The 15,053-nt window shown below is 71.6% G+C and carries 13 protein-coding genes; 6 read left to right on the top strand and 7 right to left on the bottom strand.

Annotated elements, in window-relative coordinates; translation table 11 throughout:
• Positions 1–42: 42 nt before the first annotated feature.
• Positions 43–1,536 carry a DUF885 family protein gene (locus ACTMTF_RS35140; RefSeq protein WP_441114544.1) on the bottom strand — a complete coding sequence of 498 codons (1,494 nt, stop codon included), beginning with the start codon at positions 1,534–1,536 and terminating at the stop codon, positions 43–45.
• 80 nt (positions 1,537–1,616) lie between these two features.
• Between ACTMTF_RS35140 and ACTMTF_RS35145 the strand changes: the two genes are divergently transcribed.
• Entirely contained in the window at positions 1,617–2,702 is a 1,086-nt protein-coding gene (locus ACTMTF_RS35145) for a PLP-dependent cysteine synthase family protein (RefSeq protein ID WP_441114545.1), read from the top strand.
• On the opposite strand, the gene ACTMTF_RS35150 is transcribed toward ACTMTF_RS35145, so the two are convergent.
• Entirely contained in the window at positions 2,683–3,426 is a 744-nt protein-coding gene (locus ACTMTF_RS35150) for an N-acetyltransferase (protein WP_441114546.1), read from the bottom strand. The two genes, ACTMTF_RS35145 and ACTMTF_RS35150, sit on opposite strands and share 20 nt — an antisense overlap.
• 129 nt (positions 3,427–3,555) lie before the next feature.
• Positions 3,556–4,032, bottom strand: coding sequence for a hypothetical protein (locus ACTMTF_RS35155; RefSeq protein WP_441114547.1), 477 nt, complete (start codon positions 4,030–4,032; stop codon positions 3,556–3,558).
• Between the two features lie 146 nt (positions 4,033–4,178).
• Here ACTMTF_RS35155 and ACTMTF_RS35160 point away from each other — a divergent pair, with 146 nt between their 5' ends.
• Together ACTMTF_RS35160 and ACTMTF_RS35165 are read left to right on the top strand one after the other, a co-directional pair.
• A complete protein-coding gene (locus ACTMTF_RS35160; RefSeq protein ID WP_441114548.1) occupies positions 4,179–6,188 on the top strand; it encodes a protein kinase domain-containing protein in 2,010 nt (669 codons plus the stop codon).
• A gap of 32 nt (positions 6,189–6,220) precedes the next feature.
• Complete coding sequence (locus tag ACTMTF_RS35165) at positions 6,221–8,164, top strand: beta-propeller domain-containing protein (protein WP_441114549.1); 1,944 nt, start codon at positions 6,221–6,223, stop codon at positions 8,162–8,164.
• Here the strand turns inward: ACTMTF_RS35165 and ACTMTF_RS35170 are convergent.
• Together ACTMTF_RS35170 and ACTMTF_RS35175 are read right to left on the bottom strand one after the other, a co-directional pair.
• Positions 8,159–9,889 (bottom strand): glycerol-3-phosphate dehydrogenase/oxidase, encoded by a 1,731-nt coding sequence (locus tag ACTMTF_RS35170; protein WP_441114550.1) that lies wholly within the window; start codon positions 9,887–9,889, stop codon positions 8,159–8,161. The genes ACTMTF_RS35165 and ACTMTF_RS35170 overlap by 6 nt on opposite strands.
• A 109-nt stretch (positions 9,890–9,998) precedes the next feature.
• Complete coding sequence (locus tag ACTMTF_RS35175) at positions 9,999–10,769, bottom strand: DeoR/GlpR family DNA-binding transcription regulator (RefSeq protein WP_397007974.1); 771 nt, start codon at positions 10,767–10,769, stop codon at positions 9,999–10,001.
• A 176-nt stretch (positions 10,770–10,945) separates the two neighbouring features.
• On the opposite strand from ACTMTF_RS35175, the gene nagA reads away from it, so the two are divergent.
• The 3 genes from nagA to ACTMTF_RS35190 are packed head-to-tail and all read left to right on the top strand — an operon-like array spanning position 10,946 to position 13,834.
• The gene (nagA, locus tag ACTMTF_RS35180; protein ID WP_441114551.1) at positions 10,946–12,082 is read left to right on the top strand and encodes an N-acetylglucosamine-6-phosphate deacetylase; all 1,137 of its coding nucleotides are present in this window, start codon (positions 10,946–10,948) and stop codon (positions 12,080–12,082) included.
• On the top strand, positions 12,079–12,999 hold the full coding sequence (locus ACTMTF_RS35185; RefSeq protein ID WP_441114552.1) for a 1-phosphofructokinase family hexose kinase: 921 nt from the start codon (positions 12,079–12,081) through the stop codon (positions 12,997–12,999). Before nagA ends, ACTMTF_RS35185 begins: the two co-directional genes overlap by 4 nt.
• A 10-nt stretch (positions 13,000–13,009) precedes the next feature.
• Complete coding sequence (locus ACTMTF_RS35190; protein WP_441114553.1) at positions 13,010–13,834, top strand: class II fructose-bisphosphate aldolase; 825 nt, start codon at positions 13,010–13,012, stop codon at positions 13,832–13,834.
• Here ACTMTF_RS35190 and ACTMTF_RS35195 read toward each other — a convergent pair.
• The gene (locus ACTMTF_RS35195; RefSeq protein WP_441114554.1) at positions 13,824–14,270 is read right to left on the bottom strand and encodes a GNAT family N-acetyltransferase; all 447 of its coding nucleotides are present in this window, start codon (positions 14,268–14,270) and stop codon (positions 13,824–13,826) included. The genes ACTMTF_RS35190 and ACTMTF_RS35195 overlap by 11 nt on opposite strands.
• Entirely contained in the window at positions 14,267–15,046 is a 780-nt protein-coding gene (locus ACTMTF_RS35200; protein WP_441114555.1) for a phosphotransferase family protein, read from the bottom strand. Before ACTMTF_RS35200 ends, ACTMTF_RS35195 begins: the two co-directional genes overlap by 4 nt.
• Between the last annotated feature and the right edge of the window lie 7 nt (positions 15,047–15,053).

A 15,053-nucleotide genomic window follows, 5' to 3' on the forward strand; every position in this document is an offset into this window, starting at 1 on the left:
CCAAAAGGCGAATGCGGTGCTCTCAGTCTATCGGCCGCACGCTCAGACAATCGCGCCGAGGAGCCCCAGCGGCGGAGAGCCCAGATCGAGCATCGCCTTGTGGAAGCGCTGGAGCGTGAAACCCGCGCCCCACTCGCGCCGCGCCTGCTCGCGCAGGTCCATGATGACCAGCTTGCCCCAGGTGTAGCGGCCGTACGTCGGGTCGAACGAGGCCCGCCTGGCTTCCGCCAGCGCCCCCGGGCCCACCAGGTGGGTGTCGGTCTCGAAGCGCCTGGCGGCGTCCTCGACGGTCATGGCCCCGGTGTGCACGCCGATGGCGCAGGCGAGCCGGGTGACGCGGATCAGCGCCTCCACCCAGACGCCGATCTCGAAGCGCGGGTCCTGCGCCTCGAAGCCCTCCTCCACGCAGAGCTCCTCGGCGTAGTGCGCCCAGCCCTCGGCGAACGACATGGACTGCAGCAGCCGCCGCACGTCCGACCCGGCCCGGCGCAGGGCCAGGCCGTGCGAGAAGTGGCCGGGCGCCACCTCGTGCACGTTGATCGCGGGCAGGGTGGTGTCGCTGAAGATCTCCAGCCACTCCTCGGCGTCCTGCTCGGGCCAGGAGGGGTCGGGCGGGGTGATGTAGTACCACGACGGGCCCTCGGGCTCACCCGGCGCGTTCCACGACATCATCGCCATCGCCCACCGGCGTGACTCCGGCGCGAGGCCGACCAGGCACTCGCCGTCGTGGTAGGGCACCAGGTCCTTCTCGGCGGTGAACGCGATGGCCTTACGGGTGCCGACGCGGGCCGCCTCGATCACGCCGTCGGCGTCGGGGTGCCGCTTGACCAGCTCGCGGACCACGTCGAGGGGCGCCCGGTCCCGTGCGCCGAGTTTGGCGCAGCCGTCGGCCAGCCGCTCCAGCAGCCTGCCGCGCTCGGCGTCGGCGCGCTCGGCCAGCCTGCCGAGGTCGACCTCCAGCCCTTCGCCGGCGCCCATCAGCCGGGCCAGCGCCGGCGCGCCGAGCGAGGCGTCCGGGTCGCCCTCGGCGGCGGCCCGCTCGATGTGCGTGACGAGCTCGCCGTGGGCCTTCAGCGCGGTCTCGTCGGTGATCCCCGCGGCCAGGCCCTTGACGGCGCCGAGCAGGGAGCTCGCGACCGGGGCGCTGAGCCGGTCGAGCGCGGTGACCGCGTGTCGTACGGCCTCGGGCCAGCGCGCGAGGTGGGCCGCCTTGGCCGCGGCGCGGTCCGGCTCCGGGCCGTAGTCGCGGTCGTAGCAGGCCAGGTCCAGGTTGGACAGATGGTACAGGGGGTTGCGCCGGTGCAGCTCCAGCTCGCCGTACTGGGCGCGCAGGCTCTCCTCGAACACGCGCATGTGCCGGGCGTCGTACGGGTCCTCCGGCGCGGCGCCCTCACCCAGCCGTGCCAGCCCGGCCCGCACCCCGTCGGGCGAGAGGTCCTGGATCATCCCGTCGTACTCGTGCCTGCCGCCCGTCTCGCGCGCCTCCGCCACGGCCAGGTCGGTGATGGCCCGCAGTCGGGGCTGGAGTTCCGTCATGCCCGCGACGCTAGCGCAAGCCGCGCGATCTTGGAATCGGGTACGGGCGCCGCCGCTCTGATCGTGAAAGAGTCGGTGAGGTGAGCTGGGATGTCCGGGCGCTCGACCTGCTGCAGGCCGGGCCGCCCACGCCGTTGATCGAGTTTCCCGTCGCCGTGCCCGGGGTCCGGCTGCTGCTGAAGGACGAGTCGGCGCAGCCCACGGGCAGCCTGCGGCACCGGCATGCCCGCGCGCTGTTCCGGCAGGCGGTGCTCGACGGGCTGCTCGGCGAGGGGACGACCGTGGTGGAGGCCACGGGGGGCAACGCCGCCGTGGCGCAGGCCTGGTACGCCAGGCGGCTCGGCCTGCCGTACATCGTGGTCATGCCGGGGGCGCGGAGCGAGGAGCGGGCGCGGCCGGTGGAGGAGCTGGGCGGCGAGTGCCGGTTCGTGACGCCGCCGGTGGCCATCTACGACGCGGCGCGGAAGGTCGAGGGGCACTTCCTCGACCAGTTCGGGCGGGCCGCCGAGCACGACCTCGCCGACGAGCTGTTCGCGCAGGTGCGACCGGACTGGGTGGTGGTGGGGGCGAGCACCGGGGCCACGTCGGCGACACTCGGCCGGTGGCGGCGGGAGCACACGGCGGACAGGCCGTCGGACGACACCACGGCCGACCCTACGGCCGACCCCACGGTCGGGCCCGCGGCCGACCCCGCGGCCGACCCCACGGTCGGGCACGCGGACAGGCACGCGGGCGGGCCCCGGGTGGCCGTGGCGGATCCCGAGAACTCGGCGTACTTCCCCGGCTGGACGCTCGACGTGCCCGACTACGCGACCGGGATGCCGTCCCGGGTCGAGGGGATCGGCCGGCCCCGGATGGAGCCGGGGTTCCGGGCCGACCTCGTCGATCTGGTCGTCCCGGTGCCCGACGCGGCGAGCGTGGCGGCGGCCCGGCACATCAGGGAGGTGACCGGGCTGCCCGTGGGCGGCTCGTCCGGCACCGCGCTCTGGGCGGCGCTGGAGCTGGCCGAGCGGATGCCCGGGGGCGGCACCGTGGTGTCCGTGCTGGGCGACGCGCACGAGCGGCATCTGGCGACCTACCACGACGACGGATGGGCCGCCGCGAAAGGGCTGGACGTACGGGCGCACCAGGAGCGGTTGCGGCGGCTCAGCCCAGCGGGTGACTGACCCAGACGTTGGGCTCGACGTAGACGGCGTAGTCGCGCTCGACCTCGCAGTGCACGGGGCTGAGCGCCCCCGGCACCTCGATCTCGCCGGACCGGTCGAACGGCAGTCCCGTCCAGCTCCGCCACTCCTCCAGCGTGCCCGGCACGACCATGGAGCGCGGCGCCACCTTGACGATCTTCCCGCCCACGCGGGCGTGCACGCGCAGCCAGGCGTCGTGGGGCAGGCCGTCGGCACGGGTGCGGAAGGCGTACTCGCTCATCGGGGTCTGCGGTTCGAGGTGTTTCTGGTTGGGTCTGACCGGCGCGAGGAGTTCGTCGAAGCCGAGCCTGGCCGCGTTGTCGCGCATGGCGAGGACCATCCGCGAGGAGATGCCGTGGCCGAGCAGGTCGCGGCGGACGGTGATCTCCAGGGCCGAGATCCGGTCGGGGCGGGTGCCCCTGTCCCTGGCCAGCCGGCCTCGGCGGATCACGCCGTCCCAGCCGTCGTCGGGCGGCTCGACGCCGTCGAAGGTGAAGGGCATGGTGCACCCTCGCGCCACGAGCCTGCCGGGTTCGCCGTCGTCATCGGCCACCAGCACGTATTCGGGGTACATGCGGGCGGCGACGTCGTAGAAGAAGTCGGCGAGCGGGTCGTTGAGCATGAACTCCTGCCAGGAGTTCTCCATGTCCCACAGTGTGGAGGCGAACTCGGGGCGCTCCGCCAGGGTCGTGATCCGGAGAGTCATGCGAACTATCCTCACACTTCGCCGGGCCACCCGGCATGCCACGGCGTTATGCGCCCAACTCCTCGCTAAATTCGGCGATCCCGGCCTTACGCCGAAATTTCGCACGATGGTGGCCGGGATCGCCGTAGATCAGTCGCAGGCAACACCGCTCAGGGAGAGCCTGCCGTTGTAGTCGTCGCCCGGCCCGGTGTGGTCGCCGTGCTTGGCGTGGATGCTCACGCAGATGTTCCTGCCGTACACCTTGACCGGCCCGGCGTGGTACTTGAAGCGGCCGACGTCCTTGTCGTAGTTGTTCTTCCAGTTGTCCTCCGCCCACCGGGAGTTGTACATCTCCAGGTACATCGGGGTCTTCTCGCCGTACCTCTGGTGGTCGGAGCGCTTGACGAGGGCGGCGCAGTTCCACCCGGTCCGCGCGTTGTAGAAGAGCTTGACGTCGCTGATGTAGTACGTGCCGCCGTCGAGCGCGTCCTTCATCGGCACCTTCCAGCTGCCGACCTGCGTGCCGCTGCAACCGTACGCCGCGGCGCCCGCCGCCGGGGAGGTGATCAGGTGCAACGCCATGGCGGTGACCCCGGCCAGGGCGACGGTCAGCGTCCTCTTGAGCATGGTAAAACCCCCGAAAGAGACAAACTTCCGCAAATTCTCCTAACCGCCTCCCCGGGGGCCGCTAACCACCAGCGTGCCGTTCGTTACCGTTTTGCGACCTCCATGACTACTGATCAGTAGGTTTGTCGATGGGCCAGTATTGACGCATGCCTGACATCGCACCGCTGAGACCGGGAGATCCACGCAGCCTCGGCGGCATGGACCTGCTCGGCCGGCTGGGCGAGGGCGGGCAGGGCGTCGTCTACCTGGCCACCGACCCCTCGGGAGCGCGGGTCGCGATCAAGTGGCTGCGCTCCGACCAGGCCGCCGACCAGGTGAGCATCGGGCGCTTCCTGCGCGAGGTGGAGGTCGCCCAGCAGGTCGCGCCGTTCTGCACGGCGGCGGTCCTGGGCACCGGCGTCGAGCTCGACCGGCCCTTCATCGTCAGCGAGTTCATCGACGGCCCTTCCCTGCAGCAGGTCGTCCAGCAGGAGGGCCCCCGCGGCGGCACGACCCTGCACCGCCTGGCCATCGGCACCGCCACCGCCCTGGCCGCGATCCACCAGGCGGGGATCGTGCACCGCGACTTCAAACCCGCCAACGTGATCATCGGCGCCGACGGGCCCCGGGTGATCGACTTCGGCATCGCCCGCGCCCTCGACGCCACCTCCACGCTCAGCAGCATGCCGGTCGGCACCCCGTCCTACATGCCGCCCGAGCAGATCATGGGCCATCAGGTCGGCCCGGCGGCCGACCTGTTCTCGTGGGGCGGCACGATGGTCTACGCCGCCTCCGGCAAGGCCCCGTTCGGCAGCGACACCATGCCCGCGGTGCTCAACCGGGTGCTCAACAAGCCGCCCGATCTGAGCGGGCTCGACGGCCCGCTGCTCGATGTGGTCATGGCCTGCCTGGACAAGGACCCGGCGCGGCGGCCCACCGCCGAGCAGGTCATCATCCGGCTGCTGCAGCGGCCGGTCCCCCAGTCGGGCATCCTCGCGCAGGGCTCCGCCGCCGCGATCCCCGCCGGGGCGTGGCCCGCACCCGCGGCCTATCCCACGCCGCCGCCCACCGCGCCCGCCGGACAGCCCCGGCCGGCTCCCGCGCCGAAGGTCAAGCCCAGGACGGTGCTCGTCATGGGCGCGGCCGTGGGGTGCGCGCTGCTGGTGCTCGCCGGCGTGGTGACGGTCAACCAGCTGAACCGGACCACGGCCAGTGCGTCCCTGACGAGCCCGGCCCCCACCCCCACCGCCCCGGCGCCCACCGTGCCCGCCACAGGCACCCCCCTGAAGGTCCCCGGCGGCTCGATCACCATCTACGAGAACGAATCCGACCCCATCACCCTGACGTCCTACGAGGTCTACGACGAAAAGGGCAAGGAGTGGGTCGACTACGCCCGGCAGTCGCTGAACGGCACCTTCGTCAAATACCCGAACAACAAGGAGTCGATGGTCTCGCCCGACGGCCGCTACCTGGCCACGCGGGGCAAGAACTACTCCTCCGACGACTTCGACTTCATCGAGATCATCGACCGCCGGTCGGGCGGCGAGGTCACGGTCAAGACCGTCCGCTCGCCCCTGCAGAGCACGATCCGGTCATGGTCCAAGGACGGCTCCAAGATCCTGCTCAACGTCGAGGAGAAGACCGGCGACGAGTGGTACTACGTCGGCTTCGCCGTCGTGGACGTGGCCACGCACGAGCGTGAGATCGTCATGGTCCGGGACAAACAGGTCCAGGAGACCGCCTTCGGCTGGGACAACGAGGAGAAGGGCGTCGTCAACGTCTACGGCGACCAGGACAAGGGCCTGCGCTTCTACGACACCGCCGGCAAGGTCACCCGCGAGGCGCCCGGCATCGGCACGCTCGCGTCCGGCACCATGGACATCTTCTCCCCCTCGGGCCGGACCTTCGTCACCGACTGCCCCGACGGGGGCGACGGCGACCACTGCCTCTGGGACTCCGCGACGGGCAAGCGACTGCGCACCTTCACCTCCGAATGCGACAAGGTGCTCGGCTGGTATGACGAGACCCATCTCTACTGCTGGGAGCAGGACAACGCGACCAGGGACAACGTCCAGGTGGTCGACTTCAAGGGCAAGCTCGTCCGCAAACTGATCGACATCGGCGAGGACGTGGACTACAGCCCCATCTACACGATCGACGTCCCCGGCGGCTCCTGAACCGGTCGCCGCCGGAATCCGTCAATGAGGGCATGAAGACGCTGACGCGCCCGGTGCTGGCCGCCGCGGCCCTCGCGACGGCACTGGCCGCCTGCACCGCTCCCGCCACCCAGGACGACAGACCACGGCAGAGCCTCGGCGCCGTCCGCCTGGTGGCCTACAACGGCTGCGACGACCTGCTCGGCGGGCTGCGCGCCAAGGCGGCCGAGAACGTCGGCCCGTGGGGCTTCGGCGGCCCCCAGGTCATGTACATGGAGGACACGAGCGCCGCCAGGCAGAAGGTCGCCCAGACCCCCGACCACTCCACGACCAACACGCACGAGGCGGGCGTGGACGAGCCGGACCTGGTCAAGACCGACGGCGACCGCGTCTACACCGTCAGCGGCGGCACCCTGCGGATCATCGACACCGCCACCAGGAAGGTCACCGCCTCCCTCGACCTGTCCACCGAGGACGCGGCCGGCTACGCGCCCGCCGACCTGCTCGTCTCGGGCGAGCGGGCGCTGGTCCTGTTCCAGGGCGGCGGCGCCACCATGAAGAGGGGCTTCGCCCCAGCCGGCGAGACCAGGTACGTGCTCGTCGACCTCGCCGACAAACCCAGGGTGCTCGGCTCGGTCAAGCCCGAGGGCACGCACGTGGACGCCCGGATGGTCGGCTCCACCGTGCGTTTCGTCACCCGGAGCCAGCCGGACATCACCTTCCCCCAGACCAGGGACCAACTGCCCGAGGCCGAGCGCACCCGGATCAACCAGCAGGTCGTACGGCGCGCGCCGCTGGCGGCCTGGCTGCCGGAGATCGAGATCACCGACGCCTCGGGCACGGTCAGGAAGGAGCCGGTCCCCTGCGAGCGGGTCAGCCATCCGGCCGACTACACCGGCACCTCCCTGCTGACCCTGCACACCCTCGACCTGTCGCAGGGCCTCACCGCCGCGGGCACCACCCCGATCGGGCTGGCCGCCGACGGCGACATCGTCTACGGCACCGGGCAGAGCCTGTACGTGGCGAGCAATCCGCGCTGGTGGTTCCCGATCCAGCCTGCCATCGCGGAGAGCGAACCCACCGGCGAGGTGCCCCCCGCCACCGAGCCGGTACCGGTCGAGCCCACGCCCACGCCCACCGTCTCGGGCCCGCCGCCGGAGGAGACGGAGGTGCACCGGTTCGACGTGAGCAAGCCGGGCGCCCCCGCCTACGTGGCCTCCGGCAAGGTGCCGGGCCGCCTGCTGAACCAGTACTCATTGTCCGAGCACGACGGCCAGCTGCGCGTGGCCACCACGCTCACCTCGGCCGACGGCAGGTCCAGCGCCAGCGGCGTGCACGTGCTCGCCGCGGACACGCTGGCCGAGGTCGGCCGGGTCGGCGGGCTGGGCGAGGGCGAGCGCATCTACTCGGTCCGGTTCATCGGCCCGGTCGGCTACGTCGTCACCTTCCGCCAGGTGGACCCGCTCTACACGCTGGACCTGCGCGACCCGGCCAAGCCCGCGGTGACCGGCGAACTGAAGATCACCGGCTACTCCGCCTACCTGCATCCCAGCGGCGACGGCCGGCTGATCGGCATCGGCCAGGAGGCCAGCGACCAGGGCCGGACGCTCGGCACGCAGGTCTCGCTGTTCGACGTGCGGGACCCGGCCGCTCCGCGCAGGCTGTCGCAGTTGTTCCAGAAGGACTCCGGCTCGGAGGCCGAGTGGGACCCGCACGCCTTCCTCTACTGGCCCGAGACCGGCACCGCGGTCATCCCGCTCAGCTCCTACGGCGACGGCGAGCAGCGCAGCGGCGCGGCGGTGTTGAAGATCACCGACTCGGAGGTGAGCCGGGTCGGCATGATCGAGCATCCGGCGGGGCGCGCCGGCGAATACCCGCCCGGCATCCAGCGCTCGATGATGATCGGCGACTCCATCTGGACGTTCTCCTACGCGGGCGCGCAGGTCAACGACGCCGCCACGCTGGACCGGCAGGCATGGATCCCGCTCGGCTCATGACCCCTCGGCGACCGGCTCGATCTCGGGGGCGCCGAGCCTGATGGCGTCGGCCGCGTGGTCGGTGTCCTGCTCCTGCGACAGGCGCTCGGCCTCGACCCGCTTGGTGAAGTACTCGACCTCGCGTTTGACCTGCTCGGCATCCCAGCCGAGCGGGCCGGCGAGCAGCTCGGCGGCCTCCTGCGCGACGGCCACGCCCCGGTGGAAGGTCTCGATGGAGACGTGGGTACGGCGCGTCAGCACGTCGTTGAGATGCCTGGCGCCCTCGTGGGTGGCGGCGTAGACGATCTCGGCGCGCAGGTAGTCGTCGGCCCCGTGCAGCGGCCTGCCCAGTGACGGGTCATGCTCGACCAGCTCCAGCACCTCGTCGATGAGCGAGCCGTAGCGCTGCAGGAGGTGCTCGATCCGGGCCACGTGCAGGCCGGAGGTGTGGGCGAGCCGGTGGCGGGAGTTCCACAGCGCCTGATAGCCCTCGGCGCCCGCCAGCGGGATCCGGTCGGTGCAGGAGCGCGGGACGCGCTGGTCCAGGCCGTGCGCGACGGCGTCGACGGCGTCCTTGGCCATGACCCGGTAGGTCGTGTACTTCCCGCCGGCGATCATGACGAGCCCCGGCACCGGGTGGGCCACCACGTGCTCGCGCGACAGCTTGGACGTCTCGTCCGACTCGCCCGACAGCAGCGGCCGCAGCCCGGCGTAGACGCCTTCGACGTCATCCCTGCTCAGCGGCACCGACAGCACGGCGTTGACGTGGTCGAGCAGATAGTCGATGTCCGCCCGGGAGGCGGCCGGGTGCGCCTTGTCCAGCGTCCACTCGGTGTCGGTGGTGCCGATGATCCAGTGCCTGCCCCACGGGATCACGAAGAGCACGGACTTCTCCGTACGAAGGATGAGTCCCGTGACGGAGTGGATGCGGTCGCGCGGCACCACCAGGTGGATGCCCTTGGACGCCCGCACGTGGATCTGCCCGCGCCCGCCCACCAGCTCCTGGATGTCGTCGGTCCACACTCCGGTGGCGTTGACCACCTGCTGCGCCCGCACCTCCATCTCGTGGCCGGACTCCATGTCCTGCACCCGCACCCCGGTGACGCGCTCCCCCTCACGCAGGAAGCCCACCACCTGCGCCCGGGGCGCCACGTGGGCGCCGTAGGTGGCGGCGGTCCTGAGCATGGTCATCACGTAGCGGGCGTCGTCGACCTGCGCGTCCCAGTACTGCACGGCGCCGGTGAAGGACGAGCGCTTCAGCGCGGGCGCCAGCCGCAGAGCCCGGCTCCTGGACAGGTGACGGTGCCCCGGCACGCCCCTGGACACCCCCGTGGCGATCCCCAGCGTGTCGTACAGGGCCACCCCCGCCCCCACGTAGGGGCGCTCCCACCCGATGTGGGTCATCGGGAACAGGAACGGCACCGGCCGCACCAGGTGGGGTGCGATCCGCTGCAGCAGCAGGGCCCGCTCCTGCAGCGCCTCCCTGACGAGCTCGAAGTTGAGCTGTTCGAGATAGCGCAGCCCGCCGTGGATCAGCTTGGACGAGCGCGAGGAGGTGCCGGAGGCGAAGTCCCGCGCCTCGACCAGACCCACGTCCAGGCCGCGCGTGGCGGCGTCGAGCGCGACCCCCGCGCCCACCACCCCGCCGCCGACCACGACCACGTCCAGCTCGCGCGCGGCCATGGTCTCCAGTGCCGCACTACGCTCGACGGGACCCAGCCGGGCCACGCGTTTACCCGCCGCCATGACTCTCCTTTGAGATACGGGGCCTTGTCTCCTTGCGCCCCCATACTTACCCGTTCATCGAGCCGCATGTAACGCCGCGGACTTCGTACAGACGCCGATCACGCACGGATCAGGCACGGATCACCGTCACTCCGGCGTCGGTGAGCCGGGCCGCGACCAGGTCCGGAAGCTGTGCGTCGGTGACGAGGGTGTCGATCTGCTCGATGGGGCAGATACGGGAAAATGCCTTCTTCCCAATCTTCGAGGAGTCCGCCACCACCACGACCCGTGCGGCCCGGGTGATGAGCAGATGATTCACGCTCGCCTCGCCCTCGTGGTGTGCCGAGGCGCCGAGCTCCACGTCCAGGCCGTCCACGCCGAGGAAGGCCACGTCGAGCGTGACCTGCTCCAGCACGCCGGAGGAGAGCGGGCCGATGAGCTCGTAGGACTGCTGCCTGGCCACCCCGCCGGTGACCACGATCTTGACGTGCTGCCGGACCGTGAGCTCGGCGGCGATGTTCAGGGCGTTGGTGACGATGGTGAAGCCGGACTCCAGCGTGGACCGGGTGGCCAGGACGCGGGCCAGCTCGGAGGTGGTGGTGCCGCCGTTCAGGCCGAGCACCGCGCCGGGCTTGACCAGCTCGGCGGCGGCCTCGGCGATGCGCTGCTTCTCGCCCCCGCGCCTGGCCGTCTTGTAGCGCAGCGGCAGGTCGTAGCTGACGCTCTGGGCCACCGCGCCGCCCCGCGTGCGCATCAGCATCTGCTGCTGGGCGAGCTGGTCGAAGTCGCGGCGGATGGTGGCGGTGGAGACGTCGAGCGCCTGGGCCGCCTCCTCGACGGAGAGCCGGCCTTCCTGGGCGAGCAGTTCGAGGATCGCGTTCCAGCGGTCATAACGGGACACGATCATCTTCCCTTCGCCGGAATCGTCAGGTGGCAAGCGTGGCACACGGGCCGGACCGGAGCCACTGATGCCCATTTAAGCTTGCTTCTGGTATAAAAAGTGCAGAAACAAGCAAATCTGGAGGTAGCGGTGAACAGCCACACCGAAGCCGAGATCGCCTCACCGATACTTTCCTCATGAGCCTCACTCTCGCCGACGCCCGCATCGTGACCCCCGAGGGAGTTCACGAGGGGTGGCTGACCATAGAAGACGGCCGCATCACGCACGTCGGCCACGGATCCGCCCCCCGAGCCGGGCACGGCCTCGGCGGGCGACATGTCGTGCCCGGCTTCGTCGACATGCACAACCACGGCGGGGCGGGCGGCTCCTTCCCGGCCGGCGAGCAGGACGGCGCGCGCGAGGCCGTGGCGCTGCACCAGCGGCACGGCACCACCACCCTGGTGGCCAGCCTGGTCACCGACTCCCTCGACCGGCTGTCCAGGGCGGCCGCGTCGCTGGCCGAGCTCTGTGACGACGGCCTGCTGGCCGGCATCCACTTCGAAGGTCCGTACATCTCCAAGGCGCGCTGCGGCGCCCACGACCCCGCGCTGCTGCGCGAGCCGTCGCCGCAGGAGGTGGCCGGGCTGGTCAAGGCCGGGCGCGGGCATGTGCGGATGCTGACGATCGCCGGCGAGCTGCCCGGCGCCCTCGACACGATCCGGATGGCCGCCGCCGAAGGCGTGATCGCCGCGCTCGGCCACAGCGACGCCGACTACGACCAGACCCTGGCGGGCATCGAGGCGGGCGCGACCGTCGCCACCCACCTCTACAACGCGATGCCGCAGCTCGGCCATCGCGACCCCGGCCCGATCGCCGCGCTGCTGCAGGACGAGCGCGTCACGGTCGAGCTGATCAACGACGGCGTGCACGTGCACCCGGCCATGCTCACCCTGGCCTGCGAGGTGGCGGGCCCCGGCCGAACGGCGCTGATCACCGACTCGATCTCGGCCACCGGCCTGAGCGACGGCGAGTATCTCCTCGGCCCGATGCGGGTCGGCGTCGTCGACGGCGTCGCCCGCCTGGTGGAGGGCGGCTCGATCGCGGGCTCCACGCTCACCATGGACGTCGCCTTCCGCCGCACCGTCCAGGAGCTGGGCCTGTCGCTCCCCGACGCGGCGCAGGTGGCCTCCCTGACCCCGGCCCGCGTGCTGGGCCTGGCCGACCAGGTCGGCTCGATCGCCGTCGGCAAGTCGGCGGACCTCGTAGTGCTCTCCGACAAGCTGGAGGTGGCCGGAGTTATGCAGCGCGGCGCCTGGATCACGGAGCCCCGATGATCCTGACCGTGACCCTCAACGCCGCGCTCGACGTCACCTACGAGGTGCCCCGGGTCGACTGGGACGGCGTCAACCGCGTGGCCACCGTGCATCGGCGGGCCGGCGGCAAGGGCGTCAACGTGGCCCGCGTGCTGGCGGCGCTCGGCCAGGAGGTGCTGGTCACCGGCCTGGCGGGCGGGCCGACAGGCCTGGCGGTGGAGGCCGACCTGCGGGCCGCCGGGCTGCCCTCGGCGATGGTGCCCATCGCCGCCGACTCCCGCACCACGCTCGTGGTCTCGGACACGCAAAGCCCTTCTGACGGTACGCGGACCGCGCTGTTCAACGAACCCGGGCCGCAGGTGACCGACGACGAGCTACGAAATTTCGTGACAACGTATGAGGCGATGTTGGTAGACGCGCAGGCGGTGGTCCTCTCCGGCAGCCTGCCACGCGGTGTCCCCGCCGACACCTACGCGAGGCTGGCGGCCCTGGCCTCGGCCAAGGGCGTGCCCGCCATCGTGGACGCCGACGGCGAGCCGCTGCGCCACGCGCCGCAGGGCAGGCCCGCCATCGTCAAGCCCAACGCCGAGGAGCTGGCCCGCGCCGTGCCGGACGGCACCGTCGAGGAAGGCGCCCAGGCACTGCGCGACCAGGGCGCCGAAGCCGTGGTCGTGTCCATGGGCTCGGCCGGGCTGCTGGCGGTCACCGCCGAGGGCACGCTGCGCGCGCGGATGCCGTACAAGGTCGAAGGCAACCCGACGGGGGCCGGCGACTCGCTGGTGGCGGGGCTGGCGCTGGGTCTGGTCGAGCCGTCATCGTGGCACGACATGCTGAGGACGGCGGCGGCGCTCGGCGCCGCGGCGGTCGCGTCGCCGGTGGCCGGCGACTTCGACCGTGACGTCTTCAGCGACGTACACCCCCTGATCGAGATCGCATAAGGAGACCGTCATGCCCCTCGTCACAGTCGGCGACATCATTCGCGACTCACCCGCCGGGGTGGGCGCGTTCAACGTGATCCAGCTTGAGCACGCCACCGCCATCGTGGCGGGCGCGGAGGCGCTCGACCTGCCGGTGGTGCTGCAGATCAGCGAGAACTGCGTCCGCTACCACGGCGAGCTGGAGCCCATCGCGCTCGCCTCGCTCGCGATCGCCCGGCGGGCCGAGGTCCCCGTCGCGGTGCACCTCGACCACGCCACCGACCGCGCGCTCGTCGAGCAGGCCGTGCAGCTGGGGCTGGGCTCGGTCATGTTCGACGCGTCCGCCCTCCCCGACGAGGAGAACGTCGCCGTCACCGCCGACGTGACCGCCTGGTGCCACGAGCGCGGTGTGTGGGTGGAGGCCGAGCTCGGCGAGGTCGGCGGCAAGGACGGCGTGCACGCCCCCGGCGCCCGCACCAAGCCGGACGAGGCGGCCTCCTACGTGGCCAGGACCGGCGTCGACGCGCTGGCCGTCGCCGTGGGCACCTCACACGCGATGACGACCAAGGACGCGGTGCTCGACCTGGCGCTGATCGCCGAACTGCGGGCCACCCTGGCGGTCCCCCTGGTCCTGCACGGCTCCTCGGGCGTGCCCGACGAGACCCTGCGCCAGGCCGTGAGCCAGGGCATGAAGAAGATCAACGTCGCGACCCACCTGAACAAGGCGTTCACCGGCGCGATCCGCGACTATCTGGCGCACGACGAGAAGGTGGTCGACCCGCGCAAGTACGTCAACGCGGGCCGGGACGCGGTCACCCGCGAGGTGACGCACCTGCTCGGCGTCCTCACAGGCTGAGCTCCTTGCGCATGGCCACGGCCGAGCGCCCCTCGACGCCGACCCGCCCGGTCTCGACGTAGCCGAGCGACTCGTACAGCGCGATGTTGGTGGTCATCTTGACGTTGGTGTAGAGCCGGAGCGCGGGCAGGGCGAGCCGCCGTGCCCGCTGCTCGGCGTAGGCCAGCAGCATCCGCCCGAGGCCCCTGCCGTGCCGTTCGGGCCGGACCGCCACGTTGTCGACGAGCAGCACGCCGTCTTCGGGGATGAGCACGATCAGGCCGTCGAGCTCGGGCTCGGTCACGTGCACGCACCCCGCCTCGATGAGCGCGCCGTAATCCGCCTCCATCGGCAACGGCCGCATGCCGATGATCGGCACCCACGGCGCGTAGGCGTCATGCACGAGCTTCTCGACGGCGGCCCTGTCAGCCGCTCCGGCCTGCCGCACGCGGGTCATCCTCCTGCTCCCAACTCGGCGAGGACCCGTTCGACCTGTCTGCGAAAGGTGCCCGGCGGGTTGCGCGGCCCCTCACCCGACAGCAGGAACAGCCAGGTCAGGGCGTGCAACCTGCGGCACTCGCGCAGCCGCGCGCGCTCGGCCGCCGGCAGGTCGAAGTGGCGCAGGACGTCGATCTCGCCGTCCACCCACATCGACACGTGCTGCGACAGCTCCGCCAGCTCGAAGGCGCGGTCGCTGCGGCCGGAGTCCTCGAAGTCCACGATCCGCACCCGCTCGCCGTCCCACAGGAAGTTCGCCAGGTTGCCGTCGCCGCCGCCGAACACCGGCCGCGCCCCGCCGTCGTCCGGCCGCCACCGCTCCAGCCACCGGCAGCCCTCCCTGACCGCCCGGTCGGCCAGCGGGTCCTTGCCCGGCCAGCGCTCGCACCACTCGCGCACCTGCTCGGCGAGCGCCTGGCCGTGCCAGTTGCGCAGCGGCACTCCGGCCAGCACCTCGGGCGGCACCGCGGCGTGCAGCTCCGCGATGGCCGCGGCCATCTGGCGGGTGTACGCCGCGGGCTCGGGCAGGCCGCGCACCGGCCGGCCCTCGATCCGGGACATGATCACGCAGCCGTGGAAGGAGATCGGTTTCGGCGCGAGCCCCGGAGCGTAGCGGGCCAGCAGCGTCAGCGCGCGCCACTCGCGCTCGGCCGCGTGGGGCCTGTCCGCTCTGTAGTGCTTGGTGACGACGTCACCAAGCACCTCGATCGTGTGCGTCCCTTGCAGATCGGCCACCTCCGCA

The organism is Nonomuraea sp. ZG12 (assembly GCF_052068115.1).
Classification (GTDB): Bacteria; Actinomycetota; Actinomycetes; order Streptosporangiales; family Streptosporangiaceae; genus Nonomuraea.

Coding starts and splice junctions, on each gene's coding strand:
- ACTMTF_RS35165 (WP_441114549.1), top strand. CDS start 6,221: ATGAAGACGCTGACGCGCCCGGTGCTGGCCGCCGCGGCCCTCGCGACG.
- nagA (WP_441114551.1), top strand. CDS start 10,946: ATGAGCCTCACTCTCGCCGACGCCCGCATCGTGACCCCCGAGGGAGTT.
- ACTMTF_RS35150 (WP_441114546.1), bottom strand. CDS start 3,426: ATGACTCTCCGGATCACGACCCTGGCGGAGCGCCCCGAGTTCGCCTCC.
- ACTMTF_RS35195 (WP_441114554.1), bottom strand. CDS start 14,270: ATGACCCGCGTGCGGCAGGCCGGAGCGGCTGACAGGGCCGCCGTCGAG.
- ACTMTF_RS35140 (WP_441114544.1), bottom strand. CDS start 1,536: ATGACGGAACTCCAGCCCCGACTGCGGGCCATCACCGACCTGGCCGTG.
- ACTMTF_RS35160 (WP_441114548.1), top strand. CDS start 4,179: ATGCCTGACATCGCACCGCTGAGACCGGGAGATCCACGCAGCCTCGGC.
- ACTMTF_RS35155 (WP_441114547.1), bottom strand. CDS start 4,032: ATGCTCAAGAGGACGCTGACCGTCGCCCTGGCCGGGGTCACCGCCATG.
- ACTMTF_RS35190 (WP_441114553.1), top strand. CDS start 13,010: ATGCCCCTCGTCACAGTCGGCGACATCATTCGCGACTCACCCGCCGGG.
- ACTMTF_RS35170 (WP_441114550.1), bottom strand. CDS start 9,889: ATGGCGGCGGGTAAACGCGTGGCCCGGCTGGGTCCCGTCGAGCGTAGT.
- ACTMTF_RS35185 (WP_441114552.1), top strand. CDS start 12,079: ATGATCCTGACCGTGACCCTCAACGCCGCGCTCGACGTCACCTACGAG.